18 protein-coding genes are annotated in these 20,665 nt (G+C 71.6%); 13 read left to right on the forward strand and 5 right to left on the reverse strand.

Annotated elements, in window-relative coordinates:
• Nucleotides 1–54: 54 nt before the first annotated feature.
• The 4 genes from EF387_RS37365 to fabF all read left to right on the forward strand — a co-directional run bounded on the left by EF387_RS37365 (nucleotide 55) and on the right by fabF (nucleotide 3,695).
• Nucleotides 55–969: an ACP S-malonyltransferase gene (locus tag EF387_RS37365; RefSeq protein ID WP_128381075.1), complete on the forward strand. Its 915-nt coding sequence runs from the start codon at nucleotides 55–57 to the stop codon at nucleotides 967–969.
• Nucleotides 970–985: 16 nt separating this feature from the next.
• Nucleotides 986–2,017: a ketoacyl-ACP synthase III gene (locus EF387_RS37370; protein ID WP_128381053.1), complete on the forward strand. Its 1,032-nt coding sequence runs from the start codon at nucleotides 986–988 to the stop codon at nucleotides 2,015–2,017.
• Between the two features lie 75 nt (nucleotides 2,018–2,092).
• Complete coding sequence (locus EF387_RS37375; protein ID WP_103543242.1) at nucleotides 2,093–2,341, forward strand: acyl carrier protein; 249 nt, start codon at nucleotides 2,093–2,095, stop codon at nucleotides 2,339–2,341.
• Nucleotides 2,342–2,429: 88 nt separating this feature from the next.
• Nucleotides 2,430–3,695, forward strand: coding sequence for a beta-ketoacyl-ACP synthase II (gene fabF / locus EF387_RS37380; RefSeq protein ID WP_128381054.1), 1,266 nt, complete (start codon nucleotides 2,430–2,432; stop codon nucleotides 3,693–3,695).
• Between the two features lie 246 nt (nucleotides 3,696–3,941).
• Here the strand turns inward: fabF and EF387_RS37385 are convergent, their stop codons facing one another.
• Nucleotides 3,942–4,436: a DUF3145 domain-containing protein gene (locus EF387_RS37385; RefSeq protein WP_128381055.1), complete on the reverse strand. Its 495-nt coding sequence runs from the start codon at nucleotides 4,434–4,436 to the stop codon at nucleotides 3,942–3,944.
• Between the two features lie 201 nt (nucleotides 4,437–4,637).
• On the opposite strand from EF387_RS37385, the gene EF387_RS37390 reads away from it, so the two are divergent.
• Nucleotides 4,638–5,552, forward strand: a complete 915-nt coding sequence (locus tag EF387_RS37390) for an SGNH/GDSL hydrolase family protein (RefSeq protein WP_128381056.1) — start codon at nucleotides 4,638–4,640, stop codon at nucleotides 5,550–5,552.
• Nucleotides 5,553–5,625: 73 nt separating this feature from the next.
• On the opposite strand, the gene EF387_RS37395 is transcribed toward EF387_RS37390, so the two are convergent.
• Nucleotides 5,626–8,088, reverse strand: a complete 2,463-nt coding sequence (locus tag EF387_RS37395) for a glycoside hydrolase family 3 protein (RefSeq protein ID WP_238431916.1) — start codon at nucleotides 8,086–8,088, stop codon at nucleotides 5,626–5,628.
• A gap of 126 nt (nucleotides 8,089–8,214) precedes the next feature.
• On the opposite strand from EF387_RS37395, the gene EF387_RS37400 reads away from it, so the two are divergent.
• The 4 genes from EF387_RS37400 to EF387_RS37415 all read left to right on the forward strand — a co-directional run bounded on the left by EF387_RS37400 (nucleotide 8,215) and on the right by EF387_RS37415 (nucleotide 12,151).
• A complete protein-coding gene (locus EF387_RS37400; RefSeq protein WP_128381057.1) occupies nucleotides 8,215–8,796 on the forward strand; it encodes a TetR/AcrR family transcriptional regulator in 582 nt (193 codons plus the stop codon).
• A 530-nt stretch (nucleotides 8,797–9,326) separates the two neighbouring features.
• Nucleotides 9,327–10,214: a helix-turn-helix domain-containing protein gene (locus EF387_RS37405; protein ID WP_162467270.1), complete on the forward strand. Its 888-nt coding sequence runs from the start codon at nucleotides 9,327–9,329 to the stop codon at nucleotides 10,212–10,214.
• 79 nt (nucleotides 10,215–10,293) lie between these two features.
• The gene (locus EF387_RS37410) at nucleotides 10,294–10,587 is read left to right on the forward strand and encodes a hypothetical protein (RefSeq protein WP_128381059.1); all 294 of its coding nucleotides are present in this window, start codon (nucleotides 10,294–10,296) and stop codon (nucleotides 10,585–10,587) included.
• Nucleotides 10,588–10,837: 250 nt separating this feature from the next.
• Nucleotides 10,838–12,151: a pyroglutamyl-peptidase I gene (locus tag EF387_RS37415; RefSeq protein WP_128381060.1), complete on the forward strand. Its 1,314-nt coding sequence runs from the start codon at nucleotides 10,838–10,840 to the stop codon at nucleotides 12,149–12,151.
• A 1-nt stretch (nucleotide 12,152) separates the two neighbouring features.
• Here the strand turns inward: EF387_RS37415 and EF387_RS37420 are convergent, their stop codons facing one another.
• On the reverse strand, nucleotides 12,153–12,980 hold the full coding sequence (locus EF387_RS37420) for an EI24 domain-containing protein (RefSeq protein ID WP_128381061.1): 828 nt from the start codon (nucleotides 12,978–12,980) through the stop codon (nucleotides 12,153–12,155).
• Between the two features lie 440 nt (nucleotides 12,981–13,420).
• Here EF387_RS37420 and EF387_RS37425 point away from each other — a divergent pair, with 440 nt between their 5' ends.
• Nucleotides 13,421–15,925, forward strand: a complete 2,505-nt coding sequence (locus EF387_RS37425) for a M14 family zinc carboxypeptidase (RefSeq protein ID WP_128381062.1) — start codon at nucleotides 13,421–13,423, stop codon at nucleotides 15,923–15,925.
• A gap of 57 nt (nucleotides 15,926–15,982) precedes the next feature.
• Entirely contained in the window at nucleotides 15,983–17,122 is a 1,140-nt protein-coding gene (locus EF387_RS37430) for a serine hydrolase domain-containing protein (RefSeq protein WP_128381063.1), read from the forward strand.
• 294 nt (nucleotides 17,123–17,416) lie between these two features.
• On the opposite strand, the gene EF387_RS37435 is transcribed toward EF387_RS37430, so the two are convergent.
• Nucleotides 17,417–18,445, reverse strand: coding sequence for an NADP-dependent oxidoreductase (locus EF387_RS37435; RefSeq protein WP_128381064.1), 1,029 nt, complete (start codon nucleotides 18,443–18,445; stop codon nucleotides 17,417–17,419).
• Between the two features lie 127 nt (nucleotides 18,446–18,572).
• Here EF387_RS37435 and EF387_RS37440 point away from each other — a divergent pair, with 127 nt between their 5' ends.
• Nucleotides 18,573–19,004: a MarR family winged helix-turn-helix transcriptional regulator gene (locus EF387_RS37440; RefSeq protein ID WP_128381065.1), complete on the forward strand. Its 432-nt coding sequence runs from the start codon at nucleotides 18,573–18,575 to the stop codon at nucleotides 19,002–19,004.
• A gap of 506 nt (nucleotides 19,005–19,510) precedes the next feature.
• Nucleotides 19,511–20,062: a GNAT family N-acetyltransferase gene (locus EF387_RS37445; protein ID WP_128381066.1), complete on the forward strand. Its 552-nt coding sequence runs from the start codon at nucleotides 19,511–19,513 to the stop codon at nucleotides 20,060–20,062.
• 105 nt (nucleotides 20,063–20,167) lie between these two features.
• On the opposite strand, the gene EF387_RS47185 is transcribed toward EF387_RS37445, so the two are convergent.
• A partial coding sequence (locus EF387_RS47185) for a hypothetical protein (protein ID WP_162467272.1) occupies nucleotides 20,168–20,665 on the reverse strand: 498 nt, incomplete at its 5' end.

Below are 20,665 nucleotides of genomic sequence, written 5' to 3' on the forward strand. Positions count from 1 at the left end.
CTTCGTCCTTGTCCCCACGGGCGTGCCGCACCGTCCACAAGAGAGAGTGTGAGAGTGCTCGTACTCGTCGCTCCCGGCCAGGGCGCCCAGACGCCCGGCTTCCTGACCCCTTGGCTCGAACTCCCCGGTGCCGCCGACCGCATCGCCGCCTGGTCGGACGCCATCGGTCTCGACCTCGCCCACTACGGCACACAGGCCGACGCGGAGGCCATCCGTGACACGGCGGTGGCTCAGCCGCTGCTGGTCGCGGCGGGGCTGCTGTCGGCGTCCGCGCTCGGCGAGTGCACCCCGGGCGCCGTCGCGGGGCACAGCGTCGGCGAGATCACCGCCGCCGGTTTCGCCGGTGTCCTCGACGACACGGCCGCCCTGACCCTCGTACGCAAACGGGGCCTGGCCATGGCCGAAGCCGCCGCCGTCACCGAGACCGGGATGGCGGCGCTGCTCGGCGGCGAGCCCGACGTGGTCCTTCCGCACCTGGAGAAGCTCGGTCTGACCGCGGCGAACGTGAACGGCGCTGGCCAGATCGTGGCCGCCGGCACCGCCGAGGAACTCAAGGCACTGGACGAGAACAAGCCCGAGGGTGTCCGCCGGGTGGTGGCGCTCAAGGTCGCGGGCGCGTTCCACACGCACCACATGGCGCCCGCGGTGCAGGCCCTGAAGCAGGCCGCGCAGGCGCTGACGCCCGCGGACCCGAAGGTCGCGTACGTGTCGAACAAGGACGGGCAGTCCGTGGCGACCGGCGCGGAGGTGCTGGAGCGGCTGGTGGGCCAGGTCGCCAACCCGGTCCGCTGGGACCTGTGCATGGAGACCTTCAAGAAACTGGGTGCGACGGCGCTGATCGAGGTGTGCCCCGGCGGCACCCTGACCGGTCTCGCCAAGCGTGCGCTGCCGGGAGTACGAACGATCGCCTTGAAGACCCCCGACGACCTCGATGCCGCTCGCGAGCTCATCGCCGAGCAGAGCGCCTGACAAGGAGCCCGAGAGCATGTCGAAGATCAAGCCGAGCAAGGGCGCGCCGTACGCACGCATCCTCGGCGTGGGCGGCTACCGCCCCGTTCGGGTGGTGCCCAACGAGGTGATCCTGGAGAAGATCGACTCCTCGGACGAGTGGATCCGCTCGCGCTCCGGCATCGCGACCCGGCACTGGGCGAACGACGAGGAGACCGTCGCCGCGATGTCGATCGAGGCGTCCGGCAAGGCGATCGCCGACGCCGGGATCTCCGCGGAGCAGGTCGGCGCCGTGATCGTCTCCACCGTCTCGCACTTCAGCCAGACCCCCGCGGTGGCGACCGAGATCGCGGACAAGCTCGGCACGGACAAGGCCGCCGCGTTCGACATCTCGGCGGGCTGCGCCGGATTCGGGTACGGGCTCACGCTCGCCAAGGGCATGGTCGTCGAGGGTTCGGCGGAGTACGTCCTCGTCATCGGTGTCGAGCGGCTGAGCGACCTGACCGACCTGGAGGACCGCGCGACGGCGTTCCTGTTCGGTGATGGCGCGGGCGCGGTCGTCGTGGGCCCCTCCCAGGAACCGCACATCGGCCCGACCGTGTGGGGTTCGGAGGGCGACAAGGCCGGCACGATCAAGCAGACCGTTCCGTGGGACCGCTTCCGGACCGGTGATCTCTCCACCCTGCCGCTGGACAGCGAGGGCAACGTCAAGTTCCCCGCGATCACGCAGGAGGGCCAGGCGGTGTTCCGCTGGGCCGTGTTCGAGATGGCGAAGGTCGCCCAGCAGGCGCTGGACGCGGCCGGGATCACCCCGGACGACCTGGACGTCTTCATCCCGCACCAGGCCAACATGCGGATCATCGACTCGATGGTGAAGACCCTCAAACTGCCGGAGCACGTCACGGTCGCCCGGGACGTGGAGACCACCGGCAACACCTCGGCCGCCTCGATCCCGCTCGCGATGGAGCGGCTCCTGGCGACCGGCGAGGCGAAGAGCGGCGACACCGCGCTCGTCATCGGCTTCGGGGCGGGTCTCGTCTACGCCGCCACGGTCGTTACCCTCCCCTAGGCACCGCTGTCGGATCACCCGGTCCGGCACGGATTACCGCCACACCCTCTGGATACATACGAAGGAGCGCCTGACATGGCCGCCACTCAGGAAGAGATCGTCGCCGGTCTCGCGGAGATCGTGAACGAGATCGCCGGGATTCCGGTCGAGGACGTCCAGCTGGACAAGTCCTTCACCGACGACCTGGACGTCGACTCGCTGTCCATGGTCGAGGTCGTCGTCGCCGCCGAGGAGCGCTTCGACGTCAAGATCCCCGACGACGACGTCAAGAACCTCAAGACCGTCGGCGACGCGACCGACTACATCCTCAAGCACCAGGGCTGATCCGCCGATCAGGCCCTGAGGCCCCGCCACCCGGCGGTGGCGCCGTTTGAATCCTCTGAATCCTCGTACCGCTGGAGAAAGAATTCCCGTGAGCTCGACCAATCGCACCGTGGTCGTCACCGGTATCGGCGCAACCACACCGCTGGGTGGCGACGTGGCCTCCACCTGGGAGGGACTGATCGCCGGCCGGTCCGGCGTCCGCCCCCTGGAGCAGGACTGGGCGGCCGACCTTCCCGTGAAGATCGCCGCGCAGATCGCCGTGGAGCCGGGCGAGGTCATTCCGCGCCCGCAGGCCCGCCGGCTGGACCGTTCGGCGCAGTTCGCGCTGATCGCGGCCAAGGAGGCGTGGGCCGACGCAGGCTTCACCGACAAGGCCGGTGACGACACGTCCGTGGACCCGGACCGGCTCGGCGCGGTCATCGCCTCCGGCATCGGCGGTGTCACCACGCTGCTCGACCAGTACGACGTACTGCGTGACAAGGGTGTGCGCCGGGTCTCCCCGCACACCGTGCCGATGCTGATGCCGAACGGTCCGTCCGCCAACGTGGGCCTCGCCGTGGGCGCCCGCGCCGGTGTGCACACCCCGGTCTCGGCGTGCGCCTCGGGCGCGGAGGCCATCGGCTACGCCATCGAGATGATCCGTTCGGGCCGCGCCGACGTGGTGGTGGCGGGCGGCACGGAGGCGGCGATCCACCCGCTGCCGATCGCCGCGTTCGGCAACATGATGGCGATGTCCAAGAACAACGACGACCCCGAGGGCGCCTCGCGTCCTTACGACGTCGCCCGCGACGGCTTCGTCCTCGGCGAGGGCGCCGGTGTGATCGTCCTGGAGTCGGCCGAGCACGCCGCCAAGCGCGGCGCCCGCGTCTACGCGGAGGCGGTCGGCCAGGGCATCTCGGCCGACGGCCACGACATCGTGCAGCCGGAGCCGGAGGGCCGTGGCATCTCGCACGCCCTGCAGAACCTGATGGACTGCACCGACCTGGCCGCCGCCGAGATCATGCACGTCAACGCGCACGCCACCTCGACACCCGCGGGTGACATCGCGGAACTGAAGGCCCTGCGGAAGGTGTTCGGCGACGACACCGACCACATGGCCGTCTCCGGCACCAAGTCGATGACAGGGCATCTGCTCGGCGGCGCCGGCGGTATCGAGTCCGTCGCGTCGATCCTGGCGCTGTACCACCGGATCGCTCCGCCCACGATCAACATCGACAACCTCGACCCCGAGGCGGACGCCGACATCGTCCGCGGTGAGGCCCGCAAGCTGCCCGTCGAGGGCCGGATCGCGGCGCTGAACGACTCGTTCGGGTTCGGCGGGCACAACGTGGTGCTGGCGTTCCGGACCGTCTGAGTCAGCGGGGGGAGTTAATCCCCCCGCAGGGTTGTGAACGCGCAGGGCTGTCGACCCGCACGATCGTGAACCCGCAGGACTGTGAAAGGGCCCCACCGGTCGGTGGGGCCCTTCAGGCGTTCGAGGGGCCCGCGTGCGCTGGGGGTGGCTGGGAGCCGGTCGACGGGACACACGAGGGCTTCGAGCGGACGACGACCGCGGAGACCGCGCCGCCCGAAAGGGAACTGAAGGGTGGTCAGACGAGTTTCAGACGACCTGGTGCAGCCAGCGGACGGGAGCGCCCTCGCCGGCGTAGCGGAAGGGTTCCAGTTCGTCGTCCCAGGGCTTGCCGAGGAGCCTCGCGAGATCGGACTCCAGGCTGGTCTCGCCGCGCTGGGAGCGGGCGAGGGCCGCGCGCAGCCGGTCCTCGGGGATCAGAATGTCGCCGTGGATACCGGTGACCGCGTGGAAGATGCCCAGTTCGGGGGTGCAGCTGTAGCGCTCGCCCTCAGCCGTGGCGCACGGCTCGGCGGTGACTTCGAAGCGCAGCATCTGCCAGCCGCGCAGCGCGGACGCAAGCTTGGAGGCGGTGCCGGCCTCGCCCTGCCAGGAGAACTCCGATCTCCAAGTGCCGGGAGCGGCGGGCTGCCTGATCCAGTCGAGGTTGACGCGCGTACCGAGCACGCCCGCGATTGCCCATTCGACGTGCGGGCAGAGCGCGCGCGGCGCGGAGTGCACGTACAGGACTCCACGTGTCGTCACCCGAACCTCCGGACAGATCAGGACATCTTGTAACTTGGCGAAACAGCAGTGGCAGGGCGGCCACGGGGGCGAGGCTACCGCGCGGCGGCGCCGGGAGTGTGACGTACCGTCGGTCCTGGCGCCGCGAAACGCTGAGGTTTCACTCGGTGGGACGCGTACTGAGGGGCAGCCCGTTGCACGACGACAGAGGGGAATTCGCGGATGCGCAAACGAGGCCGGGGAGCTTTTGCCGCCGCCACCGCCGCGCTGGCGGCGGGGACGGCCGCACTGCTGGGCATCGCCGGGTGCGACGCCGTCGGTGGTGACTCGCCCGCTCCGAAGGACGCCTCCGCCTCCGCGAGACCCTCCCCCAAGCCCTCGCCCACCTGGGACACCAGCCCACGGTCGCTGGCCGCCGTCGGTGATTCGATCACCCGGGGTTTCGACGCCTGCTCGGTGCTCTCGGACTGCCCGGAGGCGTCCTGGGCCACCGGCACCGACGCAGGCGTCAAGAGCCTCGCCGTACGGCTGCTGGGGCGCACCGGGGCCGCGGAGCGCAGCTGGAACTACGCGGTGACCGGCTCGCGGATGGCGGACCTGCCCGGTCAGATGGCCCGGGCCGTCACGCGCAAACCGGAACTGGTGACCGTGCTGGCGGGGGCGAACGACGCCTGCCGGGTCTCGGTCTCCGCGATGACTCCGGTGGCGGAGTTCCGCGCCGACTTCGAGGAGGCCCTGCACACGTTGCGCAGCGCCCTGCCCCGGGCGCAGGTCTATGTGGCGAGCGTTCCGGACCTGATGCGGCTGTGGTCGACGGGGCGCGCCAACCCGCTGAGCAAGCGGGTGTGGAGCCTGGGCATCTGTCCGTCGATGCTGGCCGACCCGGACGCCCTGGACTCGGCCGCGAACGGCCGTCGCACCCAGGTGCAGGACCGGGTCATCGCCTACAACAAGGTGCTGAAGGAGGTCTGCGCGAAGGACCGCCGCTGCCGCTTCGACGGCGGCGCGGTCTTCGACTACCGCTTCGGCGAGGCACAGCTGAGCCAGTGGGACTGGTTCCATCCGAGCAAGAACGGCCAGGCGCGGCTGGCGGAGATGGCGTACCGGGTGGTGACGGCGAAGCGGGCGGCGGATTGACGGTGGGGGGTGACAGAGGGGGTGACGGTGGGGGCCGGCGCGGTCGGGTTCACCGGTCGGGCCCCCGGCGGGCTCACACCTTCACGGTCGTCGTGATCCGCGTATCGACGATCGAGTGCGCGGCCCGCAGCTCGTACAGGCCCGGGACGTGCGACCAGGAGCCCGCGGTCTCGTCCCAGATCTCGAAGGCGCGCCGCGGGAGTTCGACCACCGCCTCCACCGTCTCGCCGGGTCCCGCCTCCACGGCCGCGAAGCCGGCCAGCCAGCGGGCGGGACGTTCGGGATCGGGCCGCGAGGGGGCCAGATACAGCTGGACGACCTCCCGGCCGGGCCGTTCGCCGGTGTTGCGGAGGCGGACCCGGACGGTGGTGCCCGAGGTCTCGATCGACTCGTAGCGCCAGTCGGTGTAGCCGAGGCCGTGCCCGAAGGGGTAGGCGGTGGTGGCGCCGGCCCGGTCCCAGGCTCGGTAGCCGATGTAGACGCCCTCGGTGTATTCGAGCCTGCCGTCGGTGGGCACGACCTCGGTGACGGGCGCGTCGTCGAGCGAACCCCAGGTGGTGGGCAGTCGCCCGCCGGGCTCATGGGCGCCGGTCAGTACGTCGGCGAGGGCGGCCCCGCCCTCCTGGCCGGGGAACCAGGTCAGCAGCACGGCGGCGACCTCGTCCCGCCAGGGCAGCTCCACGGGGGAGCCGGAGTTGACGACGACCACGGTGTTGGGGTTGGCGGCGGCCACCGCGCGGACCAGGTCGTCCTGGCGGCCGGGCAGCCGCAGGTCCGTGCGGTCGAAGCCCTCGGACTCCACGCGGTCGGTGGTGGCGACCACGACGACCGCGGTGTCCGCGGCTCGGGCCGCCCGGACGGCCTCGGCGATGAGTTCGTCCGGGTCGTGCTGCGGTTCCTGGTGGGCGAGCGTGAAGCCGATGGCCTTCAACGGGACGTCCTCCGGGAGGTCGGGAGCGTACCGGAGGGACACCTCCACCGGCTCGCCAACGCGGAGTTCCGCCTCGGCACGGGGCACGGGCGGCGCGAAGAACGCCTCGAACGGGTCGCCCCCTGCGGGGAGTTGGGGGCCGTCGAAGTAGGTGGTGCCGGCCACCCGGAGGGTGAACTCCCCCACGCCCTTGATGCCGAAGGTGTGCCGCCCGCTCTCGCGCGGGGTGAAGGTGCCGGTGAGTTCGACGCTGTGCAGGGTGTCGTAACTGACGCCCTCGGGGAGGTCGTCGCCCAGCCACTGAATCTGTCCGCCGGGTACGGAGGCGGTGCCGATGATGTCGCCGGCCGCGTCCCGGCAGACGGCACGCAGGCTGAATCCCTTGTCGGCGGGGAGCAGTTCGGTGTTCGGGTCGGCTCCGACGGCGTAGCTGAGGCTGCCTTCGGGGAGGGCCTCGGTGAGGCCGTCCAGCGGGGAGACGACGCGGTCGGGGAAGACGGTGGCGGAGCCGCCGCCGAGTACGCGGGCGTCGCGGGCGGCGGCGCCGACGAGGGCGACCGTGCGCCCTTCGGGCAGCGGCAGGGCGCCCTCGTTGCGTACGAGGACGAAGGCGCGGCGGGCGATCTCCCGGGCCAGCGCCTTTCCGTCGATGTCCGCGGGCGGCTCGGTGACCACCGGCCGCACGCCCTGGAGGATGCCGACGCGGGCGGCGAGCCGCAGCACGTTGCGGACGGCGGCGTCGACGGTCTCCTCGGCGACCCGGCCGTCGCGTACCGCGTCGGCGAGCGCCTGACCGTAGACCGTCCGCGGGCCGGGCATCGCCATGTCCAGGCCGCCCTCGATGGCGCCGGTGGTGGAGCGGGCGGCCAGCCAGTCGGAGACGTTGACGCCGTCGAAGCCCCATTCGCCGCGCAGGACCTCATTCACCAGGTACCGGTGCTCGGTCATGGTGGTGCCGTTGACCGTGTTGTAGGCGGTCATGATGCCCCACGGGTGGGCGTTTTCGACGATGGCCTCGAAGGGGGCGAGGTAGAGCTCGCGCAGGGCGCGCTCGGAGACGCGGTTGTCGACGGTGAACCGGTCGGTCTCGGCGTCGTTGGCGACGAAGTGCTTGACGGTGGTGCCGACGCCGCCGTCCTGTACGCCCCGGACGTACCCGGTCCCGATGCGTCCGGTCAGGTACGGGTCCTCGCTGTACGCCTCGAAGTGGCGGCCGCCGAGCGGGGACCGGTGCAGGTTGACGGTGGGGGCGAGCAGGACGTGGACGTGCTTGCGGCGGGCCTCCTGGGCGAGGAGCCGGCCCGCGCGGCGGGCGAGGGCGGGGTCCCAGGTGGCGGCGAGGGCGGTCGGGGACGGCAGGGCGATGGAGGGGTCGTCGGCGGTCCAGCGCACTCCGCGGACGCCGATCGGGCCGTCGGACATCACCAATGACCCGAGCCCGATCTCCTCGAGTGCGGGCAGCCTCCACATGCCCTCACCCGCCAGCAGCCGGGTCTTGGCGTCCAGGTCGAGCTTGCCGAGCGCGGTCTCGACCACGGCCTCGCGGGCCCGGTCGCTGTCGTCCTCCCCGTTCGTCCCCGTCGTCGGCGCGATCGTCTCCGCCACGGCGGCACCTCCTCCTTGAAGTCCGTTGGCGTCCGGCCGGGCATCGGCGACGAGCCGGGCTGGATTTCTCCATGCTGCCCCGTTTCCTGTAAGAGATTAGATTTCGTTATCTTTCCGTTATGAATCATGCCGTACGGTGTCGCCATGACGAGCAGGGCCAGGACCGAGGAGCGGCGGGCCGAGATTCTGCGTGCGGCGCTGGAGGTGATCGCCGAGCGCGGTTACCGGGGCGCGAGCATGGCTGCGGTGGCCGAGCGCGTGGGGCTGACCCAGCAGGGACTGCTGCACTACTTCCGCACCAAGGACGCCCTGTTGGTGGCGGTGCTGGAGGAACGCGACCAGTGGGACGCGGTGCCGGACAGCCGGTGGCGGATGGACCTGCTGGCCTCGCTGGTCGAGTACAACGCGATGCGACCCGGGATCGTGCAGACCTTCTCGGCGCTGCTCGGGGAGAGCGTCACCGAGGGGCACCCGGCACGGGAGTTCTTCACCGAGCGGTACGGGAACGTGCGGGCCAACATGGCGGCGATGCTGCGCCTGGAGTACGGGGAGCGGCTGCCCGGCGGACTGACACCGGAGCGGGCCGCCCCGCTGCTCGTGGCCGTGATGGACGGACTGCAGTACCAGTGGCTGCTGGATCCGGAGTCGGTGGACATGCCCGGTGCGTTCCGGGACTTCCTCGCGTTGCTGGGTGAAGCGGGGGCGTAGGCCGTCGGACCGGCCCTGGAGGCCGGTCATGGGCCGCCCTGGAGGCCGGTCATGGGCCTCGGGGTCCGGTCACGGGCTGCCCGGGGGTTCGGTCACGCGCTGCCTCGGGGTCCGGTCACAAGCTGCCCAGGGGTTCGGTCATGGGCTGCCCAGGGGTCCGGTCAGTCGAGGGACCCGCTCAGTCGGGGGATTGGCTCAGTCCAGGGCATCGACCAGGAACTCCACGCGCGCTCCCCCGTGCACGTCGCTGTGCCGCGGAAGCGGGTGTTGTCTGCCCATGCCCGCGTCCTTGCCCGCCCTTTCTGTTCCCGGGAGCGATCCGGACCCCGCCACCCTCCGGTCGGCGGGGAACCCCGTCACCCCCGGCCGCCGCCTCCTGTCCGGGACAGGCTCCTGACCAGGCCGGACACGCCTCGGCTGTCCGGGACAGCCAAGCGCTCTTGCCCCGGGGACGGTACGGCTCGGAGGCTCTGTCAGCGATGGCGCGCCAGTCCCGACCGAACCTCCCGCACCAGGAGAGAGGCCCACCCTTGTCTCAGACCGAGGCGACACCACGCACGCTGAAGCTGGGCGCAGTGTCCCTGGCCGCCATTGCCGACCGACCGCACCCGGACCGGCGAGATCAGGTCCCGGCCGCCGTCCCGACGTCCGATCCTCCGCTGTACCGGCTGGCTCTGCGGCTGCGCGCACCCCAGCGCGACATGCGGCTCTACGACAGTTGCCGGCCGGTGTCCGGAGTGGTCACCACGTGGGGCACCGCCGAACTCATCCATGTCCGCTTCCCCAAGGCGCTGCTGCCCCTGCCGCAGGAGCGGATCGGACAGGTGGTCGGCAAGCGGCTGCCCGGCTGGACGGGGGTCGGAGCCCTGCTGGCGGACTTCGTGATCCGTCTGCACGAAGAGGCCGAGGGGTACCGGCCCTCCGACGCCGCCCGCCTCGGTGGCGTCCTGCTCGACCTGGTGAGTGCCGTGCTGACCCATGAACTGGAGGCTGCCGGGATCGCGTCTCCCGCACCGCACGAACCGGCCCCCGACTCGCTGATGCCCCGTCTGCGGGCCTTCGTGGAACGGCATCTGAGCGACCCGGGCCTCTCCCCCGACTCCGTCGCCGCCGCGCACCAGATCTCCACCCGCTACCTGTACAAGCTCTTCCAGGACCACGGCCTGACCGTGGCCGGCTGGATCCGCCGGCGCCGTCTCGACCACTGCAGACGCGATCTGGCGGATCCCCTCCTGCGCAGCCGCCCCGTCCACGCCGTCGCCGCCCGCTGGGGCTTCCCCGACGCCGCGCACTTCGGACGGGTCTTCCGCGCCGCGTACGGGGTGCCACCTGGGCAGTACCGGCGGATGGCACTGAGCGGCGGGGGTGCCGTGCGGGAATCGTCAACGGCTGTGCGAGGACGGTCAACGACTTCCTGAACGGCGTGCCGCATGCTCATATCAACCTCACCGCATACCAGACGAAGTGAGGCAAACTCCCCACACTGCAAGGAGAGTCATGCGTATACGTCAAGCTGTCGCGATCACCGCGCTGGGGGCGGCCCTCTCGGTCGGGGTCGTGGCCGCACCCGCCCACGCCGACCCCGCCGGCTGCTGGACCGAGAAGACCAGCCCCTCCTTCGGGCGGGGCGCGTGCAGCGACATGTCCGACGGCGGCAGGTGGCGGCTCGGCATCAGGTGCACCGACGGAGACTGGAAGTGGTCCGCCTGGAAGCGCACCAGCCAGCCCACCAGCCTGCGCTGCAACAGCGGCCGCATCATCGGCGAGCCATGGATCGACACCACCGGCTGAGTCACTCGACCGCCAGGCCCTGACGCCCCCTTCGAGGAACGGTCGGGCACCCCACTGAGGAACCAGGGACGGGGGAACGGGGGACGGGGGAACGGGGGAACGGGGGACCGGGGGTTCCGGCGCACACCGCGCCGGGACCCCCGGACGTGCGCTCGGCGCCACGCTGTTAACTCTGGTCACGCCCCATGGCGCAGGTCCATCCAGTCACGCGATACTGCGGCGACACCCCCACGGAAGGACCTCAACTCCCGTGTCCCACATACGAATACGCCTCGGCACCGCCGGTCTCGCACTGCTCGCCGGGCTGGCGGCGCCACCGGTCGCCGCCGCCGACACCGCCACCACCACCGACACCGTCACCACCGCCGGCAACTCAGTCGCCGCGCCCACCGTGGAGGAACTGCGGCTCGACCGGGCGGCGCCCCAGGAGATCCTGCGGCGCTCCGGATTCGACGCCGTGGCACCGCGGTTCGCCCGGGCGCTCGCCGGGGCCCGGTCGTACGCGCAGGCGGAGCACATCGTTCTGCGGCAGGGATCGGGGCTGTGGCGACGGGCGGTGGACCGGGCGCAGGGGCGGGGACTCGCGGGCGGGGACATCAGCCGGGACGACGACCGGCCGCTGTACTGGGCCCGGCTCGGGATGACGCGTGAAGTACGGTCCTGGCAGCCGGAATTCAATCTGTCGGACACACAGCGCGGCAGGCTGCTCGATGAGTTGGAGCGTTCCTCACGCGGGCAGAACGCCATACGGTTTCCCCGGGAAAAGGGGGTCAAGCGGATCCTGCTGACCGGGTTCGACCCGTTCACGCTCGACCGGGACGTACGGATATCCAACCCGTCCGGCGCCACCGCGCTCGCCCTCGACGGCACGGTGATCCGGACCGCGGACGGCCCGGCCCGGATCGAGACGGCCGTCTTCCCGGTCCGCTGGCAGGACTTCACCGGAGGCACCTCCCAGGCATTCGGCTCCGGGGGAGGCACGGTGGAACGCACGCTTCGGCCGTATCTGCCACGGGTGGACCTGTTCACCACCGTCAGCCAGGGCCGGGTGGGCCGCTTCGACATCGAGCGCACCAACGGCGCCTGGCGCGGCGGGTTCCCCGACAACGAGAACATCGGCCGTACCGAGACCATCCCGGTGAGCGACGCGGCCTCGCAGCCGCAGTGGACCACGACCACCCTGCCGTTCCAGGCGATCGTGGCGGCGAACACCGGCCGCTTCCCCGTGTACGACAACACGTCGGTGACGGAGATCCCGGCCGGCGGCACCGAGCAGGTGGTACGGCCGGACGGTCCCACCCCCGGTTCCACGGCCCGGGCGGGCGGCGGCGGAAACTACCTCTCCAACGAGATCGCCTACCGGGCGACGCTGCTGCGCGACCGGCTGGGCCTGCGCGACCGGCTGCCGGGCGGGCATGTGCACACGCCGGTGCTGCAGTTCGGCGCCGGGAACACGAATCCCGCGACCGGCGCGGTCACCGATCCCGAGTTCGTACAGAACCGGCTGGACATCATCGCCCAGGTGCGGGCGATCCTCACGGTGGCCGCCGACGCGACCCGCTGACTCAGGCGGTGGTGTCGGTCTGGCCGTAGCGGCCGCCACGGCCGTCGCGGTCGCCGTCACCGTCCTCGTCGCCGGGTTCCCGGATCTCCTCGCCGAGCAGGTCGCGGGCCATCAGCGTGGCGCCCGCGACCGCTCCCGGCATCAGGAAGACGGCGACGAGGGGAATCACGAAGGCAAGCGCGAGCGGGGTGCCGAAGCCCCAGATCAGGGTCTTGCGGGCACGCAACAGGCCGAGCCGGTCCCGGAGTTCGACACGGCGGCGCTGGAGGGCGACGGCGGTGAGCTCCTCGGTGAGGAAGAAGCCGGTGACGACGAAGCCGAGCACCGGGATCACGGTCTGCCCGACGAACGGCAGGAAGCCGAGGGCGAAGAGCAGGACAGCCCAGAGCGCCGCCCTGATCACGATCCGGAGGCTGTCGCGGGCGGAGATCCACAGTTCGCGCCACAGCGGGAGTCCCGACTCGGGGGCGGTGCCGTCCGGTGAGACGTCGCGGTCGACCTTCTCGGACAGGTTCTCGTAGAAGGGCTGGCCGATCAGCAGCGTCACGGCGGTGAAGGTGATCACCGCGAGCAGCAGGCCGAGGGCGAAGAGCACGGCGGTGAGGAAGCCGCGGAAGAGGCCGAGCCAGGGGCTGGACCAGTCGTCCGCGAAGGGGGTGGACCAGGTGACGAGGTCCTCGCCCCACAGGGCGAGCGCTACCAGGGCGGCGGCGTACAGGACCAGTGTGATCAGGCCCGGGACCAGCCCGAACCCGTACTGCTTGCCGTGCCGGGCCACCCATCGCTGGCCCTTCAGCAGGTAGTTGAAGCCCACCCCGAGATCGCGCATGGGCGGAACTCTACCGAGGCCGTCCGCCGAGGATGTCCGGGGCTGTTTCCGGACAGGTCCTGCCACACGCGCGGCGCTCCCCCGGCCCTTGGCAGGCCGCCCCGGTGCGCGCCGTCCGGGTGACCGCTCAGGGGCCCTTGCACTGTGATGGGTCCTCGCACATGAGCGTCCGATCAGGTCGCGTGGTCTGGTGCCGTGCATCGCAAGGCGCCGGAGAGCCCTGGATGGGGGTGCCCCCTGCTCGAGCGGAGCCGAGAGCTTGGGGGAGCGGTGCCAGACCACGCGACCCGGGCGGGCATCGTGCGAGGACCCCTTAGCCCTTTCCGGTGCTTCCGTGACGGCGGTGCCCGCTTGGTGTGGCCGCGAGGCGCTCTTGTTGCGGGAGAGTCGAACAGGTACATCTCGCGTACCGATCTCAGGCACTTCCAGCGGAGGTACGCGTGCGCCTGCCGAGACCTGTCCTGATCGTCACTCTGGCCGCCACCGCGGCCCTTCTCACCCCGCACTCCCCCGCCACGGCCGACCCCACGCCGAGGACACCGGTACGGGAGGGCTCCCCGCTCACGGCGGCCGACAGCGCCGCGAAGTCCCCGGCCGCGGCGGCCCGCAGGGCCCTGACCGCCCCGGTCACCGAGCTCACCGGCGGCCGCGGCTATCCCCGCGAGCAGGTGCTCGCACCCGACCCGGTCAACCCCGCCGACAAGTCCGTCAAGCTGGGTCTGACGCCGTATCACGCCATCGCGCCGAAGCTGAACGCCTTACAGCGGTTGGGCGACCGGGTCAGCGTGGAGATCGCGGGCCGTTCGGCCGGCGGTCACCGCCTGTACCTGGTCACCGTCACCGCCCCGGAGTCGGCGGGCGAGGCCCAGGCTCAGGAACGCATGCGCGAACTCATCGAGGCTGGGCGGGCGGCCGGGAACGCGACGGTCAAGAAGGCCTACAAGACGCCCCTGTTCATCAACAACAACATCCACGGCAACGAGTGGGAGGGCACGGACGCCGCCCTCGGTCTGATCGAGCGGCTCGCCACGGCGAAGGACGCCACCACCAGGGACCTCCTCGCCCGCCACCGCCTCTACTTCAACATCACCGCGAACCCGGACGGGCGCATCGCCGGCACCCGGGCCAACGCGAACGGCTTCGACCTGAACCGTGACTTCGTCACCGCCTCGCAGCCCGAGGTGCGCGCGATGCGGCAGATCGCGATCGACAAGCAGCCCGCGGTCATGCTCGACCTGCACGGCTACGTCAACGGCACCCTGATCGAGCCGACGACCCCGCCGCACGGCGAGAACTACGAGTACGACCTGTTCCTGAAGAACTCCTACGCCAACGCCCTCGGTATGGAGGCCGCGGTCAACGGACTCGGCTACACACCGGCCAAGGACGGCGTGCAGCCGGCGCAGATCCCGTTCCGGGACTCGCAGGAGGGCTGGGACGACTGGCCGCCGATCTTCACCCCGCAGTACATGCCGTTCCACGGCGCGGTCGCCGCGCACACCATCGAGTTCCCGATGCAGGTGAACAACGCGGCCTACGACACGCTGCCGGTGACCGAGCTGAGGCGCCGGTCGGCGATCAACGTCGCCGTCGCGGGAGCGGCGATGCGGGCGGCCCTCGACTACACGCGCACGCACCGGGCGTCCCTGCTCGCCGACCAGATCGAGGTCTTCCGCCGGGGAGCCACGGGCGCACCGCAGGTGCCGGTCTCGCCGGCGACGGTCCCGGGCGTGCCGGGCATCGGCCCGGAGGACGTGTACACCACCGACTTCCCGCGCGCGTATGTGATCCCGGTGGGCGCCGGCCAGCGCTCGGCGACGGCCGCCGCGCGGCTGGTTGGCCATCTGCTGGCCAATGACGTCCGAGTCACCCGCGCCACCCGTGACTTCCGGCTCGCGGGGCGCGCGTACGCCAAGGGCTCGTACGTGGTCGACATGCGCCAGCCCAAGCGGGGACTGGCCAATGTGCTGCTGGCGGACGGGCGTGACATCAGCGGCAGGGTGTCGACGATGTACGACATCTCGGGCTGGAGCCTGGGCCGGCTGTGGGGCGCGACCGTGACGGACGTGCGCGGCGCATGGCCGGCGGTCCCGGTCACCCCGGTGCGGTCGGCGGCGAAGGCCGGTTACGTGGCACCGCGCGGCGACCTCCGGCTGCGGCTGGCCGATCCGGGCGAGATCGCGGCTCTCAACTCCCTGCTCGCCGCGGGGGTTCCGGTACGGCAGGCGGCCGACGGCAGTGCGATCGTGCCGGCCTCGGCGCGGGCGCGGGCGGAGCGGCTGGCGCGCACCTACGACGTGGTCTTCGACGCCACACAGGCCAAGGGCACCGTCCCGCTGCACCGCACCCGCGTCGCCGCAGCCGTCACCCCCGGCGAGCTCTTCGCGCTGCGCGAGATGAACTTCGAGGTGGTGCCGGTGTCGACGGCCGTGCTCAACGCGGGCTTCGACTGGTCGAAGGCCGACGTCCTGTTCGTCTCGTCCGGCCTGGACCGCGCCGCCCTGAACCCGACGGCGCGCGCGGCGCTCGACGCCTTCCTCAAGACCGGGGGACTCGTCGGCCGGGGCACCACGGGCGCGGCGCTCAGCTCCGCCGCCGGACTGCTCGCCGCCAGGCCCGTGGCGGGCAACCCGGACGCCAACGGCGTGGTGCGCGTGGTGAACTCGGGGCCGGTCACCGCGGGCGCCCCCGACCACGGATTCGTCTACGCCCCCGTGTGGTTCACGGACCTCGGGCCCGGGGTGCGGGTCGAGCAGTCGTACGCGACGGGCAATCCGCTGGTCGCCGGGCACTGGCGGGCCCCCGGCGGGCCCTCCGACGCGGCGGGACGGCCCTCGGTGGTCAGTGGCTCGGGCGTGGTGCTGTTCGGAACCGAGCCGCTCTTCCGGGATCATCCGAAGGGGGAATTCGCGCAGGTGGGGCGGGCGTTGATCACCGTGTCCTGAAAGTCGGTGGAGCGGGGTGGCGTCGGCCGGGTCCGGCGTCTTGTCGAGGGAGTGGGGTTGATGGTGGAGATCAACGGCACGGTCGCGGACGGGTTCGAGACGGTCCGGGAGGAGTTCGCGGCCTTCGTCGGCGGTGAACAGGCGGACTATGAAGGGCAGTTGTGCGTCTTTCAGGACGGACGGCGGGTGGTCGACCTCTGGGCCGGTGACCGGGACGCGCTCTACGCGGTGTATTCGTCCACGAAGGGTGCCGCGCATCTGGTGGTCGCCCTGCTGGTCCAGGACGGCATCCTGGAGCTGGACCGCGAAGTCGCTTACTACTGGCCGGAGTTCGCGGCGGCCGGGAAGTCGGCGGTGACCCTGCGCGAACTCATTTCCCACCGTGCGGGCTTGATCGGTCCGGACTCCGCCTACACCGGCGCCGAACTCTCCGACGACCGCGCTCTCGCCGAACGGCTCGCCGCCCAGCGGCCATTCTGGCGGCCCGGTACGGCCTTCGGGTACCACGCGCTCGTCATCGGCGCGCTGACGGGTGAGGTGGTGTTCCGTGCCACCGGCAGCACGCTCCAGGAGGTGTACGAGGAGCGCGTCCGGGCCCCTTACGGGCTGGACTTCTTCCTGGGGCTGCCGGAGGAACTGGAGGGCCGGTTCCGCAGTGTGCAGCCGATGCTGCCCACGCCGGTCCAGCAGGCCGAGCTGGACGCTGCCCTGACCGGCCCGGACAGCCTCGGCTCCATATCGTTCAACCAGCGCGGCCCGGAGCCCGGCTCGCTCGAGGAGTTCGCCAATCTGCGTGCCGTACGCGCCGCCGGGCAGGCCTCCGCGGGCGGGATCGCGAGCGCCCGGGGCCTCGCGGGGATGTACGCGGCGGCGATCAGCGAGGTGGACGGCCGGGCACCGCTGCTGAAGCCGGACACGATCGCCGAGGTGGGACAGATCCATTCGGTCGGCCGTGACCTGATCATCCGTGACCACGGGGCGTTCGGGCTCGGTTTCCAGGCGACCGCCGACAAGTACCCCTTCCTCGGGGCGGGCAGCTTCGGCCACAGCGGGGCGGCCGGCTCCCAGGCCTTCGCCGACCCGCGCGCCGGCCTCACCTACGGCTACACGCGCCGCCGCTTCGCCTACCCGGGCGGCGCGGCGCCGGAGAACGAGCGGCTGGCTTACGTGGTGCACAGGGCGGCGAGGGCGGTCTGACGCCAGTGGAGGCCGGCGCCCTTCGGGGCTGACACCGTTGAACACCGGCGCCCGTCAAGGCTGACACCGTTGGGCACCGGCGCCCGTCAAGGCTGACGCCGTTTGGTACCGGCGCCCCTCAGAGCCGACGCCCTTGACCCTTCAGGGCTGACGCCCTCGGCCCTTCAGGGATGGCGCCCTCGGCCCTCAGGGCTCAGGCCCTCGATCGCTGCCGCCCCGCAGCGCTGCCGCCCTCGAGCGGCGGAGGCCGCACCCCGCCGGGGTGCGGCCTCTCCTCGCGTGAGCCCTCGCGGCTCAGTCCGCGAGCTTGACGATCATCTTGCCGGTGTTGTCGCCGCGCAGCACACCGAGGAACGCCTCCAGGTTGTTCTCGATGCCCTCGACCACGGTCTCGCGGTACTTCAGCTCCCCGGAGCCGACCCAGGGGCCGACCTCCTGGACGAACTGCGGCTGCAGGTCGTAGTGGTCGCCGACGAGGAAGCCCTCGATACGGCCGCGGGTCTGGATCAGCCGGGCGAGGTTCTTCGGGCCGGGGGCGGGCTCGGTGTTGTTGTACACGGAGATCATGCCGCAGACGGCGATCCGGCCGTTCCGGTTCAGGGATCCGATGGCGGCCTCCAGGTGGTCGCCGCCCACATTGTCGAAGTAGACGTCAACGCCGTCCGGAGCGGCCGCGCGGAGCTGCTCGCCGACGGGGCCGTTCTTGTAGTTGAAGGCGGCGTCGAAGCCGTACTCCTCGACGAGCAGCTTGACCTTGTCGTCGGAGCCCGCGGAGCCGATGACCCGCGAGGCGCCCTTGAGCCTGGCGATCTGGCCGACCTGGCTGCCGACAGCGCCGGCCGCGCCGGAGACGAAGACGGAGTCGCCCTCCTTGAAGGAGGCGGTGCGCAGCAGGCCCGCGTACGCGGTCAGCCCGGTCATGCCCAGCACGCCGAGGTACGTGGACAGCGGCGCGGCCTGCGCGTCGACCTTGACGGCCTGCTTGGCGGCGACGATGGCGTATTCGCGCCAGCCCATGAAGTGCAGGACGTGGTCGCCGGGCTCGATGCCCTCGGCGTTCGAGACCACGACCTCGCCGACGGCGCCGCCCTGCATGGGCTCACCCAGTTCGTAGGGGGCGACGTAGGACTTGGCGGCGCTCATCCGGCCGCGCATGTACGGATCGACCGAGAGGTACCTGTTCCGCACCAGCACCTGTCCCTCACCGGGCTGCGGGAGCTCCCTCTCCACCAGGGCGAAGTCCTCCGGCTTGGGCCAGCCGACCGGACGGCTGAGCAGGTGCCATTCGCGGCTGGTGGCCGGGAGCTGAGGGGTGGTGGGCATCGCGGGTGCCTTTCCTTCCGGGTTTCCTTATGGGACCACTTGTGTGCCTCGAGCAATGTTTCAGCACATGAAACAACCATGCTCCTTAATATTTAAGTCTGTCAAGTAAAGGGGTAAAGTGGAGAGCATGGCCACAGGACAAGCGCGCGTCGACCCCGTCTCCCGTGAGGTTGTCGAACTGATCGGTTCGGTTGTGGCTCGCTACCACGAGGAGTACGACGAGGCCGCCGCGGAGCACTCCCTCACGGGGGCGCAGGCCCGCCTGCTGAGTCTGCTGTCCCTCGAGCCGCTTCCCATGCGCCGTATCGCGCAGGAACTGAAGTGTGAGCCGTCGAACGTCACCGGGATCGTGGACCGACTGGAGTCACGAGGGCTGGTGGAACGGCGCCCCGACCCCGCGGACCGCCGGGTCAAGCTGGCCGCGGCGACGGAGGAAGGGCGGATGGTGGCTCGCCGGCTGCGCGACTCACTCCACTTCGCGCGTGAGCCGCTCGGGTCGCTGTCTCCCGAGGAACGCGTCTCCCTGCGGGATCTGCTGCAGCGGATGCTGGCCGGCTAGGTCCTGTCGTCGAATTCCCGTCGTCCGCCCGGAGGGCGGGCCGCGCGGCGTCATGGGGTCCCCCCTGCTCATGGGGGTCCCCCGCTCGAGCGCAGCCGAGAGTGGGGGAGAAGTCGAGAGCTTGAGGGAGCGTGCTCTGGGGGTACTCCCGGCCGGAGGCTGGGGAAGTGCCGGGCGGAAGTCCTCGTACTGGATGTACTTGGGTTTCGCCCGGTGCGGCGAGTGGAGGTCCCCCTGCTCGGAGAGCTTGGGGGAGCGTGCATGGCGTCGCGCGGCAGACGGGAATGTGACGACAGGGCCCAGGGCCGGTCTGGGGTTGTGATCCGGATCAGGGAGCGGGGCGTGGTGCGTGCGATCGCAAGCCGGCGCCCCCGGCGTCGCGACGGGGCGCACGTTGCCCGATGGGGCCCCAGGGAGCACATGGGCACGTACACCCGTGCCGGTCACCGGGCGGGAGCGGCACGGATCCGACGGACCGCCATCGACAGGCCTGCGAGGATCCCCGCGTGAATGATCTACGTGTCCGCCCGGCAACCGAGGCCGATCTGGCCACCCTCGTCCGCCTCCGCGACGACGCGGCCCGCTGGATGCTGGCCCGCGGTATCACCGGGCAGTGGCGGCCCGGGGAGCTGGACGAGGACCACTTCCGCCGGATCATGGCGCATGGCGAGGTCTGGCTCGCACAGGCCGACGGGCGCGTCACCGGGGCGTGGGAGCTGTGGTGGGAGGACGAGGCCGCCTGGGGTACACAGCCGCCCGTGGCCGGGTACGTGCACCGACTCATGATTGACCGGGGCACCGCCGCGCGCGGTACGGGCCGGCTGTTGCTGAGGGCCGCGGAACGCCGAGTGGCCGCGGCGGGACGGACAAGGGTGCGCCTGGACTGCCTGGCAGGCAACGCGCGCCTCAACGACTACTACCGGGACGCCGGTTACCGCGTTGTGGGCCGCAAGGAGGGAAAGCCGCAGCCGGGCGGGGCGCCGAAGTCCTTCACGCTGCTGGAGAAGGAGCTCCGGCCCACCGGCCCCAAGCCCGGCGCTCGGTCACAGGTGCCCTGACCGAGCGTCAGCCGGCCAGTGGGCACTTCGGCCGGCCACCGACGCCCGGCCAGTGTGCACTTCGTTCGGCCATCGGCCGGCCGCCCCGACGCCCGGCCGCCGCCGTCAGGTGCACCACCACAGGAAGCGCTTGCAGGTCTGCGTGGGATCGGGGGTCGGGACTGGGGCGGTGGAGGGATCGTTCGAGGTCGGGGTGGGCTTCGGCTTCGGTGGTGCGGAGGACGGGCGCACCGTCCGGGCGGGGGGCGGTGCCGCGGGGGCCGTCGTCGACGGGCGTTTCGACGGCTCCTTCGTCGGTGACGCGGTCTTCGTCGGCGTCGAGGCCGACGGGGATCCGGAGGAGTCGCCGGAGACACCACCCGGGACCGCGCTCGAACCGGGCTCGGGCACACCCGCGCGGGCTCCGCCGTCCGCGGTGGCCGACGCGCCCTCGTCCGCCGCCGCCGCGTTCCTCGACTCGTCCCCGGGTGCCTCGCCGCCCAGCTCCACCAGCCCCAGCCCGCCCGCGGCCAGTACCACGCCCGCGCCGATCAGCAGCACGGCCCGACGCCGCCGCCGGTGCACCGCGGCCCGCCGGTCGCGCCGCTCGGCCCGCCCGCCCCG

Source organism: Streptomyces cavernae, from assembly GCF_004023625.1.
Lineage (GTDB): Bacteria > Actinomycetota > Actinomycetes > Streptomycetales > Streptomycetaceae > Streptomyces > Streptomyces cavernae.

Bases quoted from the DNA above. Each gene is read 5' to 3' on its own strand.
- EF387_RS37370 (WP_128381053.1), top strand. From the start codon at position 986: ATGTCGAAGATCAAGCCGAGCAAGGGCGCGCCGTACGCACGCATCCTC.
- EF387_RS37375 (WP_103543242.1), top strand. From the start codon at position 2,093: ATGGCCGCCACTCAGGAAGAGATCGTCGCCGGTCTCGCGGAGATCGTG.
- EF387_RS37390 (WP_128381056.1), top strand. From the start codon at position 4,638: ATGCGCAAACGAGGCCGGGGAGCTTTTGCCGCCGCCACCGCCGCGCTG.
- EF387_RS37400 (WP_128381057.1), top strand. From the start codon at position 8,215: ATGCCGTACGGTGTCGCCATGACGAGCAGGGCCAGGACCGAGGAGCGG.
- EF387_RS37410 (WP_128381059.1), top strand. From the start codon at position 10,294: ATGCGTATACGTCAAGCTGTCGCGATCACCGCGCTGGGGGCGGCCCTC.
- EF387_RS37420 (WP_128381061.1), bottom strand. From the start codon at position 12,980: ATGCGCGATCTCGGGGTGGGCTTCAACTACCTGCTGAAGGGCCAGCGA.
- EF387_RS37435 (WP_128381064.1), bottom strand. From the start codon at position 18,445: ATGCCCACCACCCCTCAGCTCCCGGCCACCAGCCGCGAATGGCACCTG.
- EF387_RS37440 (WP_128381065.1), top strand. From the start codon at position 18,573: ATGGCCACAGGACAAGCGCGCGTCGACCCCGTCTCCCGTGAGGTTGTC.